A 19,693-nucleotide genomic window follows, 5' to 3' on the forward strand; every position below is an offset into this window, starting at 1 on the left:
GCCCTGCGGCTCGGACCGCCGGCTCAGACCGCCGACCCGGGCAGCCACTCCGGGAGGGGCTCGGTGCGGGCCAGCCAGGCCTGCGGCAGCGCCGCCTCGCCGCGCGCGCCGAGTACCCCGCCGACGATCGCGCACGTGGTGTCCACGTCCCCGCCCACCTGCGCGGTGGTCCAGAACGCCCGCTCGTAGTCGTCGAGCGACCGCGCCGCCGACCACAGTGCGAACGGCACCGTGTCGTGGGCGCTGGTGCGCCGCCCGCAGCCGAGCACCGCGGCCACGGTGGTCGCGTCGCCGTAGTCCAGCATGTCCCGGGCCCGGCGCACGCCCGCTCCCACGGCGCTGCGCGGCACCAGCGCGATGACCCCGTCCAGCAGCTCCTCGGGGGTCGGCGGGCCGGCCGGCGAGGCCGCCAGCGCGGCCGCGGCGGCTACGGCCATCGCCCCGCACACCGCCTCACGGTGCTGGTGGGTGGTGTAGGCGGAGATCTCCGCCTGGTGGGTGGCCTGCTCGGGGTCGTCCGCGTACCAGGCGCCCAGGGGCGCGATCCGCATGGCGGCGCCGTTGCCCCAGGAGCCCTGGCCGTTGAACAGCTCGGCCGCCAGCGTGCGCCAGTCCTCGCCCTCCCGGACGAGGCGCAGCATGCGGTTGACGGCGGGACCGTAGCCGCGGTCGAAGTCGTGGTGGTCCGCGAACGAGGCCGCCAGCGCGTCCTGGTCGATGCGTCCGTGCGCGGCGAGCACGGCCACCACCGAGCAGGCCATCTCGGTGTCGTCGGTCCACTGCCACGGCTCGCTGCCGGGCGGCAGCTCGCGCCGCTTCAGCAGCGGGTAGTTCACGGGAACGAAGTACTGGGAGCCCAGGGCGTCCCCCAGGGCCAGCCCTCGGAGGCTGGACGTGGCGCGTGCGTAGCGCGTCTCGGAAGTGGAGTCAGCGGTCATCCCGCGCCACTTTAGCCGTCCAGGTCGTAAGGCTCGGGTGTGGTCCACCGCTCAAATGGGCGGTCCATCCGGTACCGGCCGTCCGGCCCCAGCATCAGTACCCGGAATTCGCCGTTCCCGGGGTTGGAGAGGGCCTCGAACTCGGCGACCGACCAGTGGAACCAGCGCATGCAGAAGAGCCGCATCGTCAGCCCGTGCGTCACCAGCAGGACGTTCTCCGGGTGGTCGGCGGCCTCGAAGCTGCGGTAGAGGCTTTCCAGGAAGGAGCCGACGCGGTCGTAGACGTCCGCGCCCGACTCCCCCTGGGCGAACCGGTAGAAGAAGTGCCCGTACGCGTCCCGGTACGCCTTCTGGAGCCGTACGTCGTCCCGGTCCTGCCAGTTGCCCCAGTCCTGCTCGCGCAGCCGGGGCTCCTCGCGCATGCGCACCCGGGCGGGGTCCAGCCGCAGTTCGCGGAAGGTCTGCAGGGTCCGGCGGTACGGGGAGACGTACGCGCTGATGTGCTCGTCCCCGAAGAGCTCGCGCAGCCGGATCCCGGCCGCGCCGGCCTGCTCGCGACCGGACGGGGTGAGCCGCAGGGCGTGGTCGGGTTCCCGCTCGTACACCGTGTCGTCGACGTTCCCCTCCGATTCCCCGTGGCGGACAAGGACGATGCGCCGTGGTCGTACCATTCCACGACCCTATTCGGCCGCCGACCGGCGCACGTCACGGGCACGCCGGTCGGGGCGCCGCTCGTCGTACGGTCATACCGTCCAGGCGGGTTCGAGGTCCACGACGTCCCCGGTGAGCGCCTCGACGTCGGCTTCGGTCTGGGCGCGCAGCGAGAGCCGCTCCACCCGCTCCTGCCGGTACTTGCCGTGCTCGGCCGCGGCGAGCCACATCGACAGGACGAGGAACTCCCGGCCGGGCGCCTCCCCGAAGAGGCCGCGGATCATTCCGGGGGAGCCCGCCATGGCCGGATTCCACACCTTCTCCTGCATGCGGGCGAAGTGTTCGTCACGGCCCTCCCGCACCCGGGTGTGGGCGACCCGGACCACGTCGGCGTCGCTGAAGCGCGGCTCGAAGCCGGTCTTCACGTCGAAGCGGTGGTCGAAGAGCGTGACCCGCGCGTCGGTGAAGGTGCCGTTCTGGGAGGCCGCGAGCCTGTCGTGCGAGCGGGCCATGAACGAGTCGTAGAAGGATCGGCTCTCCCAGAACGCGAAGACGTGCGCGACCCCCTGCCGGCCCCTGCTCCAGCCGCCGCCCTGCCCCCGGAATCCCGGTTCGCCGGGCAGCCCCGCCCATTTGCGCTGTCCACGCTCGAACCCGCGTCGGTCCGTCACCGTGCAGCGAATCCACTTGACCAGCACCGCGCCATCGTACGGGCCGGGCGGGGCCGGGGTCAGTCCCCGGAGCGGTGGATCCGCACCAGTTCCGCCGCATCCCGCTCGGACAGCCGAATGCCGAACTCCCGCTCCAGCAGTGGGAGCAGGTCCTCCGTGGCCACGGACGCGCGCTCGGTCCGGCCGTCGGGGTACAGGCGGGTCAGCTCCCGGCCCACGAGTGCGACACGGACGTCCTCGCCGGGGTACTGGACGATGGTCTGCCCCAGGAAGGCGGAGCGCGGGTGCGAAGAGCTGTAGTGGTTGAGCAGGACGTAGTCGACGGGGTGGTAGCGCTGCGGGGAGAAGGCGTACAGGTCCCGCCAGACGTCCCCGCGCAGGGCCCGCAGCACGAGGACGCCCTCCTCCTCAGCGTGGACGGCGTACGTCCACGCCCCCTGGCGCACCTCTGCGCCGGGGCGTGCGAGCGGGACGGGCTCACGCGGGCCCACGTAGCCGAATCCGGCGTCGCAGAGCCACGGTTCGCCCTCGACGGTGACGACCAGGACCGCGTGGGTCACGGGCAGCAGGGAGTCACCCCGGGTGCGGTTGCGGGCGCCGCGCCCGGAGACCTCGAAGCCGATCCGCTCCAGGGCGGCGGCCAGCAGTGTGTTCTGCTCGTAGCAGTATCCGCCGCGGCGGGCGTGCACGAGCTTGTCCTCGATGGCCTTGACCTCCAGCGCGACGGGGCGGCCGAGCAGGACGTCCAGGCTCTCGAAGGGGATGGCCGCGGTGTGGGCACGGTGTACCGCGTACAACGTCTTCAGGTCCGGCCGGAGTTCCCGGGGCCGCGCCCCGCTCCCGTCCGCGTCTCCGTCTCCCCCTCCTTCTCCGTCTGCAGCGCCGTCTCCCGCGCCGATCCCGATGCGCGCCAGGTAAGCGTCCAGGTCCAGCTCGTCACCGTTCCACATGGCTCTCCCACTCCCCCACCGTGAAGTCCAGGTCCAGGGTCCGGGATCACCCGGCCCCTCGCAATGATCGCGGCGTCCGCCACGCGGACCGGCCGGATCAGCCCGAGGTCCAGCCCGGGATCGTCGGCAGCACCTGCTCGGCCACCCGCAGCAACGCGGCCTCGTCCGGGACCATGCCGTCCTGGCGCCAGATGACCAACTCGTAGGAGCCACCGCCGTCCTTGGCGTCCCGGGCGACCAGCAGGTGGCGGGCGATCCCGCCGGGCCCCCCGCTGCCGCCGCCGGCGCCGCCGAGGTTGATCCGGAGGGCGATGGTGTGGTCGGAGTACAGGACGGCCGGATGCCCGAGGACCGTCTGCTCCCGCGCGGTGTCCCCCAGCAGCCCGGCCATGCCGGCGACGGGGAGCCGGTCGTACGAGGCGGTGACCTTCACCGAGTGGCTCTTGAGCGTGACGGTCGCCTGGGAGGAGGCGGTCCGGTCGCCGCCGGCACGGGTCGCCCGGTCCCCGCTGCCCGAGGCGGTCTCCGCGCGTTCCCCGGGCGTTCCCAGGAGCACCGGGAGATCGGGCCTGTTCAGCGCCTCGCACAGCCGCGCCCCGGAGACGTACTCCGCCGGAAGGTCCTCCCGCGAGTCTGAGCACGTGGCGGGCCCCCGGTCGACCGTCTGCCCGCCGGTCTTCCCCAGCGCCCATGCCGCGCCGCCGAGGCCACCGACCAACACCACCGCCGCGACGGCCTGCGCCGCCGCGTTCATGCCCTTGCCCGGTCCGGCCGCTGTGCCGCCCATGTCCCCGCCCCTCCCCGTACGCGTCCGATGCGCGCCGGGGGAGACTAGCCGGTGATCGTTTTGACGGGAAGCGATTTCCGCCCCGGCCCATACCCCTCTGACCTGCACCCTCCCCGACGGCGCGCAGTCGGAGTCACCCCCGCCGCGGCCAGGCGTACCCGAGCTGCCGGGCGAACTCGGGTGACCCGCCGCACACTTCGGCGCTCGGCCTCGGGTCACCGGCCGTGAGCCGTACGGCGAGTCCCTCCGCCTGCTCGGCGGGGTCGTCTCCGGAGAGGGCGAGCGTCATCCGGAATTGCAGCCAGGGCCGGTCCTCCCCGATGGCCGAGCTGCTCGGATGGAAGAAGAAGAGGTTGATCCGGTCGGGTTCCCACAGCCAGGCGGACACGCTGCCGAGTTCGCAGTCCCATGCCGGGAGCCAGTCGGTGCGCGCTGCGAGGTGCCGCGTCAGCAGGCGGGCGACCGTGCGCGCGGGCCACTCCCAGCTGTGGTCCGCGGCGGCCCGCTCGACCTCCGCCCGGTACTCCCCCGCGTCGAAGCGGAACTCGGGCAGGTCGACCTCGTTCTCGTCGGGATTGCGCCACCCGCCCCAGATCACCTCGTCGCCGTCACGCCGAACGGTCACGTAGAGGGCCCCGCAGCACCTTTCGGTGCACTGTGCCTCGGCCAGCCGCACCTCGCGCGGCTCTGCGCCGGCCGTGAGGGGTCCGTCCGGCGGCAGGAGGTACTTGGGATCCTGGCCCGGTTCTTCCGCGAACGCCTCCGCCAGAATGTCCACGCCGTCGACCACCGGCCGCACCTCCACTCTGGCGCCGGGCTCGGGAGAATCGGGCACGACGACCCGGAGGATGAGGCGGTTCTTCTCGTCCGTCATCGGACGATTCTCGGAGCCGCAGCACGGGAACGCCACGCGGTTTCCCGGGACGGAGCCCGTCGGCCCACCAGCCGCGGGGCGCCCGTCCCGCGCGCACCCACAACGCCGGAGAGGGTGCCGGCCCATGGCCGGCACCCTCTCTCAAGCGCGGATCAACGCCCTCGGCGGCAGCTGCTCACTGTCGCGCCGGACGCGGTTCCGCTCCGTTTCAGCTGCAACCGCTGGTGGAGCCGCAGCCCTCGCAGATGTAGCAGGAGCCGGCGCGCTGCATCTTCGTACCGCAGGAGAAGCAGAGCGGGGCGTCGGCGGAGACGCCGAGCTGCATCTCGACCAGTTCGGCGTTGGAGTGCGCCGTCTTCGGGGCCGGGACGGAGACGATCTCGACCGGCTTCGGGGCGGAAGCCGCCGGAACCGCCGCGAGCGGCGCCGACTGGGCGAGGGCCTCGGTGTCGAGCTCCTCGTCCTCCAGCGGCTCGTAGGAGCCGGTGTCGAGGTGGCGCTGACGCTCCTCGGCGGAGTGGATGCCGAGGGCCGAGCGGGTCTCGAAGGGCAGGAAGTCCAGCGCCACGCGACGGAAGATGTAGTCGACGATCGACTGCGCCATCCGCACGTCCGGGTCGTCCGTCATACCGGCCGGCTCGAAGCGCATGTTGGTGAACTTCGCGACGTACGTCTCCAGCGGGACGCCGTACTGCAGACCGACGGAGACGGCGATGGAGAAGGCGTCCATCATGCCCGCGAGGGTCGAACCCTGCTTGGACATCTTCAGGAAGACCTCGCCCAGACCGTCGTCCGGGTAGGAGTTCGCCGTCATGTAGCCCTCGGCGCCACCGACCGTGAAGGAGGTGGTGATCCCCGGGCGGCCCTTGGGAAGGCGCTTGCGGACCGGGCGGTACTCGATGACCTTCTCGACCGCCGCGCGGATGGTCTCCTCGGCCTTCTCGGTGACCTCGGCCTTCTCCTCCTCCTCCTTCTTCTTGGCGGAGAGGGGCTGGCCGACCTTGCAGTTGTCGCGGTAGATCGCGAGCGCCTTGACGCCCATCTTCCACGCCTCGAAGTAGATCTCCTCGATCTCCTCGACGGTCGCCGTCTCCGGCATGTTGACCGTCTTGGAGATCGCGCCGGAGATCCAGGGCTGGATCGCGGCCATCATGCGGACGTGGCCCATCGCGGAAATGGAACGCTCGCCCATGGCGCAGTCGAAGACCTCGTAGTGCTCGGTCTTCAGGCCCGGGGCGTCGACGACCACGCCGTGCTCGGCGATGTGCGCGACGATCGCCTCGATCTGCTCCTCCTGGTAGCCCAGGCGGCGCAGGGCCTGCGGGACGGTGCCGTTGACGATCTGCATCGAGCCGCCGCCGACGAGCTTCTTGAACTTGACCAGGGCCAGGTCCGGCTCGACACCGGTGGTGTCACAGGACATCGCGAGACCGATGGTGCCGGTCGGCGCGAGGACGGAGGCCTGGGAGTTGCGGAAGCCGTTCTTCTCCCCGAGGCGCAGGACGTCCTGCCAGGCCTCGGTGGCCGCGGCCCAGATCACGTTGTCGAGGTCGTCGGTGCGCGGCGCGACGGCGTTGGCGTCGGCGTGCTGCTTCATGACGCGCTTGTGCGAGTCGGCGTTGCGGGCGTAACCGTCGTACGGGCCGACGATGTCGGCCAGCTCGGCGGAGCGCTTGTACGCGGTGCCGGTCATCAGCGAGGTGATCGAGGCGGCGAGGGTGCGGCCGCCATCGGAGTCGTACGCGTGGCCGGTCGCCATCAGGAGGGCGCCGAGGTTGGCGTAGCCGATGCCCAGCTGACGGAAGGCGCGGGTGTTCTCGCCGATCTTCTGCGTCGGGAAGTCCGCGAAGCAGATGGAGATGTCCATCGCGGTGATGACCAGCTCGACGACCTTGGCGAAGCGCTCGGCGTCGAAGGACTGGTTGCCCTTGCCGTCGTCGTCGAGGAACTTCATCAGGTTGAGCGAGGCGAGGTTGCAGGACGTGTTGTCCAGGTGCATGTACTCGCTGCACGGGTTGGACGCGGTGATGCGGCCGGACTCGGGGCAGGTGTGCCAGTTGTTGATCACACCGTCGTACTGGATGCCCGGGTCGGCGCAGGCCCACGCGGCCTCGGCGAGCTTGCGGAAGAGCGCCTTGGCGTCGACCTTCTCGATGACCTCGCCGGTCATGCGGGCCCGGAGGCCGAACTCGGTGCCGTTCTCGACGGCCGTCATGAACTCGTCGTTCACGCGGACGGAGTTGTTGGCGTTCTGGTACTGGACGGACGTGATGTCGTCGCCGCCCAGGTCCATGTCGAAGCCCGCGTCGCGCAGGGCGCGGATCTTCTCCTCTTCCTTCACCTTGGTCTCGATGAAGGCCTCGACGTCCGGGTGGTCCACGTCCAGGACGACCATCTTGGCCGCGCGGCGGGTGGCGCCGCCCGACTTGATCGTTCCGGCGGACGCGTCGGCGCCGCGCATGAAGGAGACCGGACCGGAGGCGTTGCCGCCGGAGGAAAGGAGCTCCTTGGAGGAGCGGATGCGGGAGAGGTTCAGGCCGGCGCCGGAGCCGCCCTTGAAGATCATGCCCTCTTCCTTGTACCAGTCGAGGATCGACTCCATGGAGTCGTCGACGGCCAGGATGAAGCAGGCGGAGACCTGCTGCGGCTGGGGCGTACCGACGTTGAACCACACCGGCGAGTTGAAGCTGAAGACCTGGTGCAGGAGGGCGTAGGTCAGCTCGTGCTCGAAGATCTCCACGTCGGCCGGGGACGCGAAGTAGTCGTTGTCCTCGCCGGCCTTCGTGTACGTCTTCACGATCCGGTCGATGAGCTGCTTCAGGCCGGTCTCGCGCTGCGGGGTGCCGACCGCGCCGCGGAAGTACTTGCTGGTGACGATGTTGACCGCGTTCACCGACCAGAAGTCGGGGAACTCGACGCCACGCTGCTCGAAGTTGACCGAGCCGTCGCGCCAGTTGGTCATGACGACGTCACGGCGCTCCCAGCTCACCTCGTCGTACGGGTGCACGCCGGGCGTGGTGTGGATGCGCTCGATCCGAAGGCCGCTCTTGGCAGTCTTGGTCCCCTTGGCGCGGGAACCTCGTGCCGAGCCGCTCGCCGTCTCTGTCATGCCGCTTCCTCCCATATGCGGGCAAAAACGCCCTAAAGTGCCAGCGATATTCCGCGGCACGGTGCTGTGTGTCTTGTTCTGCGAATGTCGCCCTGCCGAGGCAGGCCGGACCGCGCCGGGACGCGGCCCCGCCGGTCAGTCGGCGGCGGAGGCGGGCACGGGGACGACCGGAGCGGTCCCTCCGGGCTCGCGCTCATGGGGGTGAGGCCGCGGCTCGCGCAGTTCCGCGATGGCGGTCTCGAAGTCTTCAAGGGTGTCGAACGCTTTGTAAACGGACGCGAAGCGCAGGTACGCGACCAGGTCGAGCTCCTGCAACGGGCCGAGTATGGCCAGACCCACGTCGTGGGTGGTCAGCTCGGCGCTGCCGGTGGCGCGCACCGCCTCTTCGACCCGCTGGCCGAGCTTGGCGAGGGCGTCCTCGGTGACCGGCCGCCCCTGGCACGCCTTGCGGACGCCAGAGATGACCTTGGTGCGACTGAAGGGTTCGGTCACTCCACTGCGCTTGATCACCATCAGGGAGGCCGTCTCCACCGTCGTGAAGCGACGGGAGCAGTCGGGGCACTGACGGCGCCGACGGATCGACGTCCCGTCGTCCGTGGTGCGGCTGTCGACGACGCGACTGTCGGGGTGCCTGCAGAAGGGGCAGTGCATGGTTCCCTCACCCTTCGTTTTGGCACGGCTGGATCACCTCACGGAGCCCCTGAACGACAGGGGCCAGGCGCTGCCGGGGGCTCGTGAAGCAGCCACAAGCATATGCGATGTCGAGACCCCCAGCGGACCGAGGACCACAACTTCTGGGCGGCGCCGCTCATCCAACCACTAGATCTTGGGTTGCGGCGGATTTACGCCGCTCCGCGTGTCGCGGTGTCCGATGACCGGAGAAGGGGCCTCCCGCTGCCACACTGGACGCGGGCCCGAGAGGTGGCGGTCCGACCGGGAAGGGTACCGTAAGCAGCAGGTGCGGAGCCGAACCCGCGTTCGGGAAACCGGCCGGCGGGACACCCCTGTGACCGACCTCCGGGACGACCGTCCATACACCCACCGATCTAGCCCAGGTGGGGGATCCGCAATTTTTCACTCGAACGTGTGTTTGGCGCAACCTTTCGAAAGCTACTACCGTTGTCCAGCTAGGGAGAACATTTCGAGAGGGGCCGACGTGACCACCACCGCAGACAGTGCCACCATCACTGCCCAGAACCGCTCCCAGAGCCGACTCGAGCCGGTGCATGCCATGAACGACGCAAGCCTGAACCCGGAGGCGGAGCCCGTACGCCCCGCACGCTCGCTGCCAGGGCGACCTCCAGGCATCCGCGCCGACAGCTCCGGGCTCACCGACCGGCAGCGGAGGGTCATCGAGGTCATCCGGGACTCCGTGCAGCGGCGCGGCTACCCGCCGTCGATGCGCGAGATCGGCCAGGCCGTGGGCCTCTCCAGCACCTCCTCCGTGGCGCACCAGCTGATGGCCCTGGAGCGGAAGGGCTTCCTGCGCCGCGACCCGCACCGTCCCCGCGCCTACGAGGTGCGCGGCTCGGACCAGCCGAGCTCGCAGCCCACCGACACCACCGGCAAGCCCGCCGCCTCCTACGTTCCCCTGGTCGGCCGGATCGCGGCCGGCGGCCCGATCCTCGCCGAGGAATCGGTCGAGGACGTCTTCCCGCTCCCCCGCCAGCTCGTCGGCGACGGCGAACTGTTCGTCCTCAAGGTCGTCGGCGACTCGATGATCGAAGCCGCCATCTGTGACGGCGACTGGGTCACCGTCCGCCGCCAGCCCGTCGCGGAGAACGGCGACATCGTCGCCGCGATGCTCGACGGCGAGGCCACCGTCAAGCGCTTCCGGCGCGAAGACGGCCACGTCTGGCTGCTCCCGCACAACGCCGCCTACCAGCCGATCCCCGGCGACGAGGCCACCATCCTCGGCAAGGTCGTCGCGGTACTGCGCCGGGTCTGAGACCCGGCCGCCCCTCAGCCAGCTCCGGGACCCACTGCGCCGGTCCCGGAGCTGTTCCATGCCCAGGTGCCGGTACGCCCGGTGCCGCGCGTACTACTTCCCGTCGGCCTTGGCGGTCGCGTCGATCGCGGCCAGCGAGCGGCGGACCTGGTTGCGGTCCGTGGTGTACCAGAAGTCCGGCAGGGTGGCCCTCAGGAAGCTCCCGTAGCGGGCGGTGGCCAGCCGGGGGTCCAGCACCGCGACGACGCCCCGGTCTCCGGAAGCCCGTACGAGGCGTCCCGCTCCCTGCGCCATGAGCAGGGCGGCGTGGGTGGCCGCGACCGCCATGAAGCCATTGCCCCCGTGCTCCTCCACCGACTTCTGGCGGGCGCTCATCAACGGGTCGTCGGGACGCGGGAACGGGATCCGGTCCATGATCACGAGCTGGCAACTGGGTCCGGGGACGTCCACGCCCTGCCAGAGCGACAGCGTTCCGAACAGGCAGGTCTTCGGGTCGGCGGCGAAGGACTTGATGAGCTCGCCCAGCGTCTCCTCGCCCTGGAGCAGGATCGGGTTCTCCAGCCGGCCGCGCAGCTCCTCGGCGGCCGCCTTGGCACCGCGCATGGAGGAGAAGAGACCGAGGGTGCGACCGCCGGCCGCCTCGATGAGTTCCGCCAGCTCGTCCATCATGTCGCCGCGGGTGCCTTCGCGGCCCGGGGTGGCGAGGTGCTTGGCGACGTAGAGGATGCCCTGCTTGGGGTAGTCGAAGGGCGATCCGACGTCCAGGCCCCGCCACACGGGTACGTCGTCCCCCTCGACGCCCTCCGGGGAGAGGCCCAAGGAGGCCGCGACCCCGTTGAAGTCGCCGCCCAGCTTGAGGGTGGCCGAGGTGAGGACCACCGAGCGGTCCTCGAAAAGCTTCTCGCGCAGCAGCCCGGACACCGAGAGCGGTGCGACCCGGAGGGTGGCGCCGAAGCGGTCGTGACGCTCGTACCAGACGACGTCGTACTCGGAGCCGTTCATGATCCGCTCCGCCACAGTGTGGACGTTCTCGACCGCGGCCAGTGCCTGCTTGCGGACGGCGTCCTCGTCGTGGACGGACTTGTCGCGGGTGGCGCCGATCGCGGAGATCACGCTGCGGGCGGAGTCCCGCAGAGACATCAGCGCGTAGCCGAGGTCCTCGGGAATCTCCTCCAGGCGGCCCGGGAGCGCCAGCTCCATGACCCGTTCGAAGGTCTCGGAGGCGGTCTGGAGGGAGTCCGCCGTCTTCTCGTCGACCAGCTTGGCGGCACGCTTCACGGCCCGGTTGACCTGACCGGGGGTGAGTTCGCCGGTGGCCACCCCCGTCACGCGGGAGACCAGCTCGTGGGCCTCGTCCACGATCAGCACCTCGTGCTGCGGCAGGACGGGGGCACCTTCGATGGCGTCGATCGCGAGCAGCGCGTGGTTGGTGACGACCACGTCGGCCAGCTTGGCCCGCTCCCGGGCCGCCTCCGCGAAGCATTCGGCGCCGTACGCGCACTTCGTGGCGCCCAGGCACTCCCGGGAGGAGACGGAGATCTGGCTCCAGGCCTTGTCCGAGACTCCGGGCGTGAGGTCGTCGCGGTCGCCGGTCTCCGTTTCGTCCGCCCAGTCGCGCAGGCGCAGCAGGTCCTGGCCGAGTTTGCTGGTGGGGGTGGCCGCCTCGAACTGGTCGAAGAGGCCCTCCTCCTCGTCCTGCGGCGCCCCCTCGTGCAGGCGGTGCAGGCACAGGTAGTTCGACCGGCCCTTGAGCATGGCGAACTGCGGTCGCCGGCGCAGCTGCGGGTGGAGGGCCTCCACCGTGCGCGGCAGGTCGCGCTCGACGAGCTGGCGCTGCAGGGCCAGCGTCGCGGTGGCCACGACCACGCGCTCGCCGTGGGCGAGGGCCGGCACCAGGTAGCCGAGGGACTTGCCGGTGCCGGTGCCGGCCTGGATCAGCCGGTGGGAGTTGTCGTCGATCGCTTCGGCGACGGCTTCGGCCATGGCCACCTGGCCGGGCCGCTCCGTGCCGCCGACGGCGGAGACGGCGGCGTGCAGCAGGTCGGGGAGGGAGGGCTTCGTCATAGCAGTGCCAACCCTACGGGGCGCCACCGACAGCGGACGCATCGATCATCACTCACGGGTGGTGCAGGGGGTTGGCGACCGTGCCGTGCGTGACGGCGTGCGGGCGGTCGGGGCGGTCGCGGTAGCCGTCCTCGTGCAGTCGGTTCCGGTTGAGGCAGAGCCGGTCGATCCGCTCGGTGAGCAGGTCGAACAGCTCGTAGCGGTCCTTGAGCTCCGGGAAGCGGCTCTGGTGGCGCAGGATCTCCGCCCGTACGAGGGACCAGAAGTCGCTCTCCGGGAGGCCGAGCCTGTCCTCGCAGAGGGCGGAGAGGTAGCGGAAGACGCCGACGAACAGTCCCGAGTGGATGAACTGGGTGAGGTAGCCGGGGGGCTCGGTGAGGAGGGCCGCCCGGACCTCGTCGGGCATGGAGGCGTGCTCCGGCAGCGGCTCGCTGCTGATGTTGATGTCGTCGACGAAGTCCTTGACCGCGAGGCGGACCGGCACGTCCTGCTCGTCGAAGATCACGATGGTGTTCTCGCCGTGCGGGGAGAACACGGTGCCGTAGCGGTAGAGGAAGTGCAGGAGCGGGGGCAGCAGGGCGGCTAAGAGGTGTCGCAGCCAGGCGGTGGGCGTGAGTCCGGACCGGGCGACGAGTTCGGCGGTGAAGGCGCGGCCGCGGGGATCGATGTGGAGGAGCGAGGCGAGGGTACGGGCGCGTTCGCCGGGGGCGAGGTGGCCGGTCAGGGGTTCGCGCCAGATCGCTCCGAGGAGTTCCTTGTACTGGTAGGGCACCTCGGGGAGCCGGTCGTAGACGGGGTGGCGGACGGTGACGGAGGCGACCTCGCCGAGCAGGACGACCCCGCACTCGCGGCTGAGGAAGGGGTCGGCGTCGCGGAGGGAGTGGATCCAGGCGGTGACGGCGGGTGCGGCGAGGGTGAGGTCGCTGGGCAGGCCGCGCCAGACCATGGTGTTGAAGACGGACAGCGGCAGTTTGACGCTGTGGCGGTCGGGGCGGGTGAGGTTCAGGAACGTACGGATGGACTGCTGCGGGAGCCGTGTGTCGAGGTCGGCGGGGAGTGGGACCAGTGCACCCGAGGCGAGGGCGGGGGCGAAGAGGGGGAGCACGATCTCGTCCCACTGCCAGGGATGGACCGGGAGGTAGAGGTAGCCGCGGGGGTCGAGGCCCCGGTCGCGGAGGGCCTGGTCGAAGGCTGTGCGGGTGACGGGGTCCAGTTCGGCCGAGTACAGGCGTGCCGGGTCTTCGAGGCCGGCGGTGCCGCGGTACTCGGCGAGGGAGGTGTGGGCCGCCAGCCACGGCAGGCGCTGACGGTTGCGGGCCTCGGGCGCCCAGGCCGCGGCGTCGGCTGCGGACCATCCGACGCGGCCCTTGTTCAGGACGAGCCAGGGGTGGCCGGTCTGGTGGCCTTCGAGGTCGGCGTAGTCCAGGTCGGCGAGGACGTCGGCGGTGAGCGCGTGGTGGTCGAGGCGCGCGTCGGCGGCGAGGGTGGCGCTGAGCTCGTGAACGAGGTGGCCGAGGGTGGGGCCGTCGAGGCGCAGGAGGGTGCGGGCCCGGACGAGGAAGTCGTACGGGTCCCCGTAGGCGGCCGGGGGCTCCGTGGAGGGGGGCGCCGGGGTGAGGGTGATGGTGTCCGGGGTGACGTTCCAGCTTCCGTAGGCGCGGCGGCGGGCCCGGAAGCCGAGGGCACTTCCGTCGTCGAGGGCCAGCGTCCAGGCGTCCCCGGCGGCGGCCTGGGCGGGGACGGGGCTGACGATCTCCTCGTACGCGAACTCGCCGATCATCTTGGCGAGCAGGCGGCGGGCGGCGAAGTCCCAGGTCGGACGGTTGATTTCGGGCGGCGTACAGGGATGTTGCGGCGACGGGGGCAGGACGGGCTCGGCGGAGTCGGAGGCTGCGGGGAAACTCGGCACGGGACTCCTCGGGATCGGGAACTTTGCTGCGTGACGCAGAGTTTTCGAAGGGAGAGGCGTTGAACCACCGGACGCGGCGCGGTGATCGGGGAAGGACTGGTGGAGAAGGACGGCCGAAGAAGGACAGTCGCAGGAGGACGGTCAGAGGAGGGCGGTCAGAGGAGGGTGGTCAGAGGAGGGTGGTCAGAGGAGATTGCGCAGCGACCGCTCCCGGATCATCAGGGCGGCGCGCTTCTCGGAGAGCTGGATTTCCGCGGAGTAGCGGAAACCGGCGGTCAGGAAGGCTGATACGGAGGGGGTGTTGCGGATGTCCGGTTCGGCGATGACGCGTGTGCAGCGGGGCCGGTGGTCGAAGACGAGGCCCGCGACGGCGCGCAGCAGTGTGGCGCCCAGACCACGACCGCGGTGGGCTCGGTCTCCGATGAGCAGGTGGATACCGGTGTCGTGGGGGCGCGCCCGGTAGTGGCGGGAGAGGGGGTCGAGATCGGCCCGGTAGATCTCCCAGTAGCTCATCGGCGTGCCGTCGAGGAGACCGAGGCAGGGGATGCTGCCGCCGTCCGCTTCGAGCTGCGCCCGCAGGTGGGCGGCTGTGACGGCGGCGGGCCCGCCGAGCTCCCAGTAGGCGGCCACTTCGGGGTCGTTCATCCAGCCGGCCAGGAGCTCCAGGTCGCGGTCCGGCCGTACGGGTTCGAGACGGAAGCCCCCGGCCGGGGTGGCTGCGGTGTCCCAGCCGGCGGGTGAGTCGAGGAGGTCCGCCTCGGCGAGCAGGGGCAGCAGGCCGGCTGTGAGCCGACGTTCGGTGGGTCGGATTTCGGTGGGTCGGTACAGGCCGGGGCCGGTGGTGGATGCGGTGCCGGAGTGGGCGGTCGTGTCGGTGGAGGGCATCGGGGCTCTTCTCCGTGTCGGTGGGAGCGCGTCAGTCGTGGAGGGGGTTGGCGATGGTGACGTAGACGGACTGCGTTTCGACGGGGCCCATGAGCTCGTCGAGGCCGCCCAGGCGGGTGAGCAGGTTCGCCTTGCAGCGGAGGGTGGGTGAGTCCAGCAGCTGCGCGGGGAGCGGACCGAGGCCCGCGGCCTTGCCGAGGAAGCGGCGGAAGGCGGCGAGGAGTACGCGCTCGTCGGCCAGCCGCTGGGATCCGAAGGCGCCGATGAGGCCGAGCACGTTGTTGATGCCGAGGTAGTAGGCGAAGCGTTCGTCGGTGACGGCGTCGCGAACGAAGGTGTCACTGGCTGTGCCGATGCCGGGGAGTCGCTGTTCCAGTTCGGCGCGCCGGGAGTCTCGGAAGTAGTAGCCCTGGTTGTCGCGGAAGCGGCCGCCGACGGGCCAGCCGGCCCGGTCGAGGAGGACGAGGGTGTTCTGCTGATGTGCTTCGAGGGCGATGCCGGCGAGCGCGTCGAACGCGAGGACCGGCAGGACGACGTGGTCGAGGTAGCGCAGGAACCACTCGGCGGCCACGGCGGAGGTGGAGCGTCCGGTGGAGAGGGAGAGCCGGGAGACGGTGTCGGCGAGCCGGGAGCGCATGGTGGTCCCGCCGGGCCACGGGCGGAGGGCGGTGAGTGCGGCGACGCAGACGGCGTCGTCGTCGGAGTGGAAGGGGTTGTGGCGCAGCAGGGCGTCGAGTCCGGGGACGGGTGTGCCGTCCGGGGAGTCGACAGCGACCCAGGCGGGGTCGCGGACGATGTCGAAGCCGGGGTGGGCCGCCTGCCACTGCTCGGCGAGGCCGGTGCGCAGCAGCCGGTGCACCTCGACACCGCGGTGGAGTTCCTTGCGGAGGTTCTCGCGGCGGGAGTTGGTGATGCGCAGGCCCAGGGAGAGCTTGAGCATCGCGGGGGCGCCGGGGCGGTGGACCGTACGGACGGAGGAGGTGGGGTACCAGGGGGCGCCGTGGGGGCCCAGGTCGGTGAGGAGTCCCGCGTCGCTCAGGGCGGTGACGGCGGGGCGCTGGAGGAGTTCGCGGGCCTGCCAGGGGTGCAGGGGGAGGGCGGTGGTGCCGGCTGGTGTCGGGAGTCCCGGGGCGAGCCGGGCGAGGAGCTGGGCGGCGGAGACCGGGCGGCCCCGTTCGGTCCAGGCGGAGTCGGTGACGAGGACGGTGGGTGCGACCGCGATCCAGTGCAGGGGGAAGGAGCCGTGCAGTTCGGGTGAGTAGTGGCGTACTTCGGCTTCGGAGAGTCCTTCGCGGCTCTTCGGGTCCGGCTGGAGGGGGTGACCGAGGAGGAGGGACTGTTCCGCGCTGAGGAAGCGGTCCCCTGTGATGGGAGCGGGGGCCTCGGGGCGTTGGCGCCGGTCGGCGATGAACTCGGCGGTGCGGCGCACCGAGTCGGCGACCCGGCCGACGAGGTCGGCCCCTCCGCGGCCGGTGCCCTCGCGGGCGATGAGGGCGGCCAGGGTGACGGCGTCGACGGCGTGGGCGTGGGCGGGGGCGCCTTCGAGGCGGGCGGGTGCGAAGCGGTGCCAGCCTGCCGGGGACCAGTGGCGGACCGGGACGAGCAGGGCGGCTCCGGATGCGGGGAGGGGGATGCGGAGCAGGGTTCCGACGGGCCCGTCGGGGCGGCCGATGCCGCTCTCGCGGACCCAGCACCGCAGCAGGTTCTCCACCGTGGCGGCCTCGGCCGCGACGGCCGGGTCGGGGTGGTCGAGCAGGTCGGGCAGCACGGCCGGTTGGGGGCCTACAGGTCCCGTCCCGCCGGGTCGGGGGTGCGGGGTGCCGTCCTTCTGCCGGGGCACGGTGCCCACCGGGGAGATCCCGGCGGGCTGCCGGACCGGGCCCGGCTGCCCGGAAGCGGCGGCCGCCTCCGGGCTGGGCTCCTCAGGCCGGTCCGGGTCCAAGCCCGGCCCGGCGGCGATGACCGGGCGGTGTGCCGGGTCCTCCGGAAGCGCGGGGTCCTCCGGCCCGTACTGCGCCGGAGCACGGCCTGGGGCAACGGTTTCCGGGCCCACCCCGAGCACCGGACCTGCGGGGGCGGCCGGGTCCGGGGTGGCTGTCTGGGGGCGGTGGGGAAGTTCGGGGTCCCGGGTGTGTGCCGGGGTGGAGTCCGGACCGGTCGAAGCGATCGGGGGCCTGGAGACAGGATGGGCTGCCGGGACGTTGCCCGGGAGGGCAGGTCCCGGGGCTGATCCGGCCGCCGAACCGATCGGGGGGCGGGGGGTCGCCCGGTCCGCCGGCAGGTCCGCGGGCAGGTCCGCGGGAGCACGGCCGGGAACTGCGGGCTCCAGGCCGGCGGCATCGGGCAGGAGATGGGGGGCTTCATGCGCCCGGCGAACACCGGCGGGCGGGACGAACTCCGTGGGCGAGTAGGGATCCGGACCGGCGCCGGCGGGCCCGAGGTCGGGAACTTCGCGGCCTGTCGGCACACCGGCGGGAGAGGTGACCGGCGAAGACAGGGAGGGGCCGAGCGCCTGATCCGCGGGAGCGGCTTGGGCCGTTGCCTGCCCCTCCGGGGTACGGCCCGGGAGCTCCGGGTCAAAGAGTGACCCGGGTACGGGGCCGACGGGGGTGGTCGGGGCGTGGGTCGCCGATCGATCCATCGGGATCCGGCCGGGAGGCGCGGGCTCCACGGCTGGGTGGTGCTGCGGACCGGCGACTGCGGCCGGGGGAAGGGGTGACGCCTGGTCCGTCGGGGCGCTGCCGGGACGGGTGGGCTCCAGGGGCAAGCACTGCTGCGGGGCGGAGACTACGGCGGAGGGAAGGGGTGGCGTCTCGTCCGTCGGGGCGTGGCCAGGAGGCACGGGCTCCAGGGGGGCGTGGCCGTCCGGACCGGCGGTAGTAGGCAGGGAGCAGGGAGCCGTCTGTGTTGAGGCAAGGCCGTCGGGTGTGGGGGCCGTGGCTGGGGTGGGCTCTGGGGTGCGGCCCTGGAGCGTGGGCTCCGGGGGTCGACCGGGCACCGGATCGGCGGGGGTGGCAATGGGTTGGGAAGACGCCCGGCCCGTCGGAGCTGCGGCCGGCGGGAAGGACGGCGTGGCTGTCCACGCCGTCAAGCAGGGAGTGGAAGGGGAGGCCTCGGTGGCCGTCCGGTCCGACGGGGCGGCGGCCGACAGGGAAGACGGGGCGGCTGTCCGGTCCGTCGGGGTGGGGGTTGAGGGGGAGGCCTCGGTGGTTGTCCGGTCGGTTGGGGGGTGGGGGGCGGGGTCGGGCATCGGGGGTCCTTGGGGTGCGGGTCAGAGGGGCCGGCGGGCCGCGGCGGGGAGGGCGTCGGCCAGTCGGTCCAGGACGGCGGTGGCCTGCTCGTCGGTCAGGGTCAGCGGGGGCAGCAGGCGTACGACGCTGGAATCCCGGCCGCCGAGTTCGACGATCAGTCCGCGGTCCAGGCACTCCTGGCGGACGGCGGCGGCGAGGGCGGGGGCCGTGGCTCCGGTGTCGGGGTCGACGAGTTCGAGGCCGATCATCAGGCCGCGACCGCGGACGTCCCCGACGCAGGGCAGGTCGGCGGCCAGCCCGCGCAGGGCCGTGAGCATCCGCCCGCCGAGGACGGCGGCGCGTTCGGCGAGGCCGTTGCGGCGGACGTAGGCGAGCGTGGCGGTGCCCGCCGCCATGGCGAGCTGGTTTCCGCGGAAGGTTCCGGCATGGGCTCCGGGCGTCCAGACGTCCAGTTCCGCGCGGTAGACGATCACGGCGAGCGGCAGGCTGCCGCCGATCGCCTTGGACAGCACCATCACGTCGGGCACCACGCCCGCGTGGTCGACGCCCCAGAAGGCGCCGGTGCGGCCGACGCCGGTCTGCACCTCGTCGGCGATCAGCGGGATGCCCCGGACGGAGGTGATCTCCCGCATCCTGCGCAGCCAGGCGTCCGGGGCCGGGTGGACGCCGCCTTCGCCCTGGACGGGCTCGACGATCATGCCGGCGGGCAGGGGCACGCCGCTCTTGGGGTCGTCCAGCAGGCTCTCGGTCCAACGGGCGCCGATTCGGGCGCCCTCGGGGCCGCCGACCCCGAACGGGCAGCGGTGGTCCTGCGGGTACGGGAGCCGGGTCACCCGTACGTCGGTGGCGCCGCCCGAGGCGTCCATGGCCCCGGCGGTCATGCCGTGGTAGGCCCCGGTGAAGGCCAGCAGCCCGGTGCGGCCGGTGGCGGCGCGGACCAGCTTCAGCGCGGCCTCGACGGCGTCGGTCCCGGCCGGGCCGCAGAACTGGACGCGGGCGTCGGCGGCCAGTTCCGCGGGCAGGTTCGCGAACAGCTCGGTGGTGAAGGCGTCCTTGACCGGGGTCGCCACGTCGAGCACGTGCAGCGGGGCCCCGGAGTCGAGGACCCCGCGGATGGCTTCGAGGACGACGGGGTGGTTGTGCCCGAGGGCGAGGGTCCCCGCGCCGGAGAGGCAGTCGAGGTAGCGCCGCCCGTCGGCCCCCTCGATCGTCAGCCCCCTGGCGCGTACGGGGACGATGGGCAGCGAGCGGGCGTAGGTCCGGGCAGCGGACTCCCGCAGCGCCTGCCTGCGCAGGATGCCCTCGGCAGCGGCGGGCCCGCGGCTCCCCTGTGCCGATGCCCGTGCGGAGGTGTGTGGCGGGGTCTGTGCCGCGGCTGCGGTCGGCTCGGTCAAGGCCACGACTGTCGGTCCTCCCGCACGGGTTGCTCTTCCGGATTGCGTCTCGAACATGAACGCTGCTGCCCCATCCCCCGTACGTACCAACGACGGTGACGGCGGCGGATCACGGGTCGGCTGAAGATCCTTGGCCGTCGGCACGACGGGAGAGGACGAATGAAAGGGGTACGCGGGGACGTACGGGGCATCCGCGCGTGACGTCCGGCCGGGGCCCGGAGACAGGAACCGCCGACCCGGGAGGCACCGTCCTCCCTCACGG

General features: G+C 72.0%; 14 protein-coding genes. 1 reads left to right on the top strand and 13 read right to left on the bottom strand.

All coding sequences use genetic code 11. The features are described from left to right. Positions 1-23: 23 nt before the first annotated feature. The 8 genes from ACEPPI_RS05780 to nrdR form a co-directional block, all read right to left on the bottom strand. Positions 24-938 carry an ADP-ribosylglycohydrolase family protein gene (locus tag ACEPPI_RS05780; RefSeq protein WP_373914134.1) on the bottom strand — a complete coding sequence of 305 codons (915 nt, stop codon included), beginning with the start codon at positions 936-938 and terminating at the stop codon, positions 24-26. 11 nt (positions 939-949) lie between these two features. Beyond that, complete coding sequence (locus ACEPPI_RS05785) at positions 950-1,609, bottom strand: histidine phosphatase family protein (RefSeq protein ID WP_356219543.1); 660 nt, start codon at positions 1,607-1,609, stop codon at positions 950-952. 72 nt (positions 1,610-1,681) lie between these two features. Continuing rightward, positions 1,682-2,287 (bottom strand): YdbC family protein, encoded by a 606-nt coding sequence (locus ACEPPI_RS05790; protein ID WP_030239584.1) that lies wholly within the window; start codon positions 2,285-2,287, stop codon positions 1,682-1,684. Positions 2,288-2,319: 32 nt separating this feature from the next. Beyond that, the gene (locus ACEPPI_RS05795) at positions 2,320-3,210 is read right to left on the bottom strand and encodes an arylamine N-acetyltransferase (RefSeq protein WP_373914135.1); all 891 of its coding nucleotides are present in this window, start codon (positions 3,208-3,210) and stop codon (positions 2,320-2,322) included. A gap of 97 nt (positions 3,211-3,307) precedes the next feature. Continuing rightward, positions 3,308-3,997, bottom strand: a complete 690-nt coding sequence (locus ACEPPI_RS05800) for a DUF6215 domain-containing protein (protein ID WP_373914136.1) — start codon at positions 3,995-3,997, stop codon at positions 3,308-3,310. A gap of 133 nt (positions 3,998-4,130) precedes the next feature. Next, complete coding sequence (locus tag ACEPPI_RS05805; protein WP_373914137.1) at positions 4,131-4,871, bottom strand: hypothetical protein; 741 nt, start codon at positions 4,869-4,871, stop codon at positions 4,131-4,133. A 208-nt stretch (positions 4,872-5,079) separates the two neighbouring features. Further along, the gene (locus tag ACEPPI_RS05810; protein WP_373914138.1) at positions 5,080-7,980 is read right to left on the bottom strand and encodes a vitamin B12-dependent ribonucleotide reductase; all 2,901 of its coding nucleotides are present in this window, start codon (positions 7,978-7,980) and stop codon (positions 5,080-5,082) included. A gap of 135 nt (positions 7,981-8,115) precedes the next feature. Continuing rightward, the gene (gene nrdR / locus ACEPPI_RS05815) at positions 8,116-8,631 is read right to left on the bottom strand and encodes a transcriptional regulator NrdR (protein ID WP_373914139.1); all 516 of its coding nucleotides are present in this window, start codon (positions 8,629-8,631) and stop codon (positions 8,116-8,118) included. Positions 8,632-9,136: 505 nt separating this feature from the next. On the opposite strand from nrdR, the gene lexA reads away from it, so the two are divergent. Continuing rightward, on the top strand, positions 9,137-9,928 hold the full coding sequence (lexA, locus tag ACEPPI_RS05820) for a transcriptional repressor LexA (RefSeq protein WP_030239576.1): 792 nt from the start codon (positions 9,137-9,139) through the stop codon (positions 9,926-9,928). Positions 9,929-10,021: 93 nt separating this feature from the next. Here lexA and ACEPPI_RS05825 read toward each other — a convergent pair whose 3' ends face one another. From ACEPPI_RS05825 to ACEPPI_RS05845, 5 genes are all read right to left on the bottom strand, one after another. Next, on the bottom strand, positions 10,022-11,992 hold the full coding sequence (locus ACEPPI_RS05825) for an ATP-dependent DNA helicase (RefSeq protein WP_373914140.1): 1,971 nt from the start codon (positions 11,990-11,992) through the stop codon (positions 10,022-10,024). Positions 11,993-12,044: 52 nt separating this feature from the next. Next, a complete protein-coding gene (locus ACEPPI_RS05830; protein ID WP_373914141.1) occupies positions 12,045-13,901 on the bottom strand; it encodes an IucA/IucC family siderophore biosynthesis protein in 1,857 nt (618 codons plus the stop codon). Between the two features lie 183 nt (positions 13,902-14,084). Next, complete coding sequence (locus tag ACEPPI_RS05835; protein ID WP_373914142.1) at positions 14,085-14,786, bottom strand: GNAT family N-acetyltransferase; 702 nt, start codon at positions 14,784-14,786, stop codon at positions 14,085-14,087. A gap of 31 nt (positions 14,787-14,817) precedes the next feature. Beyond that, a complete protein-coding gene (locus tag ACEPPI_RS05840) occupies positions 14,818-16,746 on the bottom strand; it encodes an IucA/IucC family siderophore biosynthesis protein (protein WP_373914156.1) in 1,929 nt (642 codons plus the stop codon). A gap of 1,311 nt (positions 16,747-18,057) precedes the next feature. Beyond that, entirely contained in the window at positions 18,058-19,437 is a 1,380-nt protein-coding gene (locus tag ACEPPI_RS05845; protein ID WP_373914143.1) for a diaminobutyrate--2-oxoglutarate transaminase family protein, read from the bottom strand. Between the last annotated feature and the right edge of the window lie 256 nt (positions 19,438-19,693).

Source organism: Streptomyces sp. AB3(2024), assembly GCF_041862025.1.
Taxonomy (GTDB): domain Bacteria; phylum Actinomycetota; class Actinomycetes; order Streptomycetales; family Streptomycetaceae; genus Streptomyces.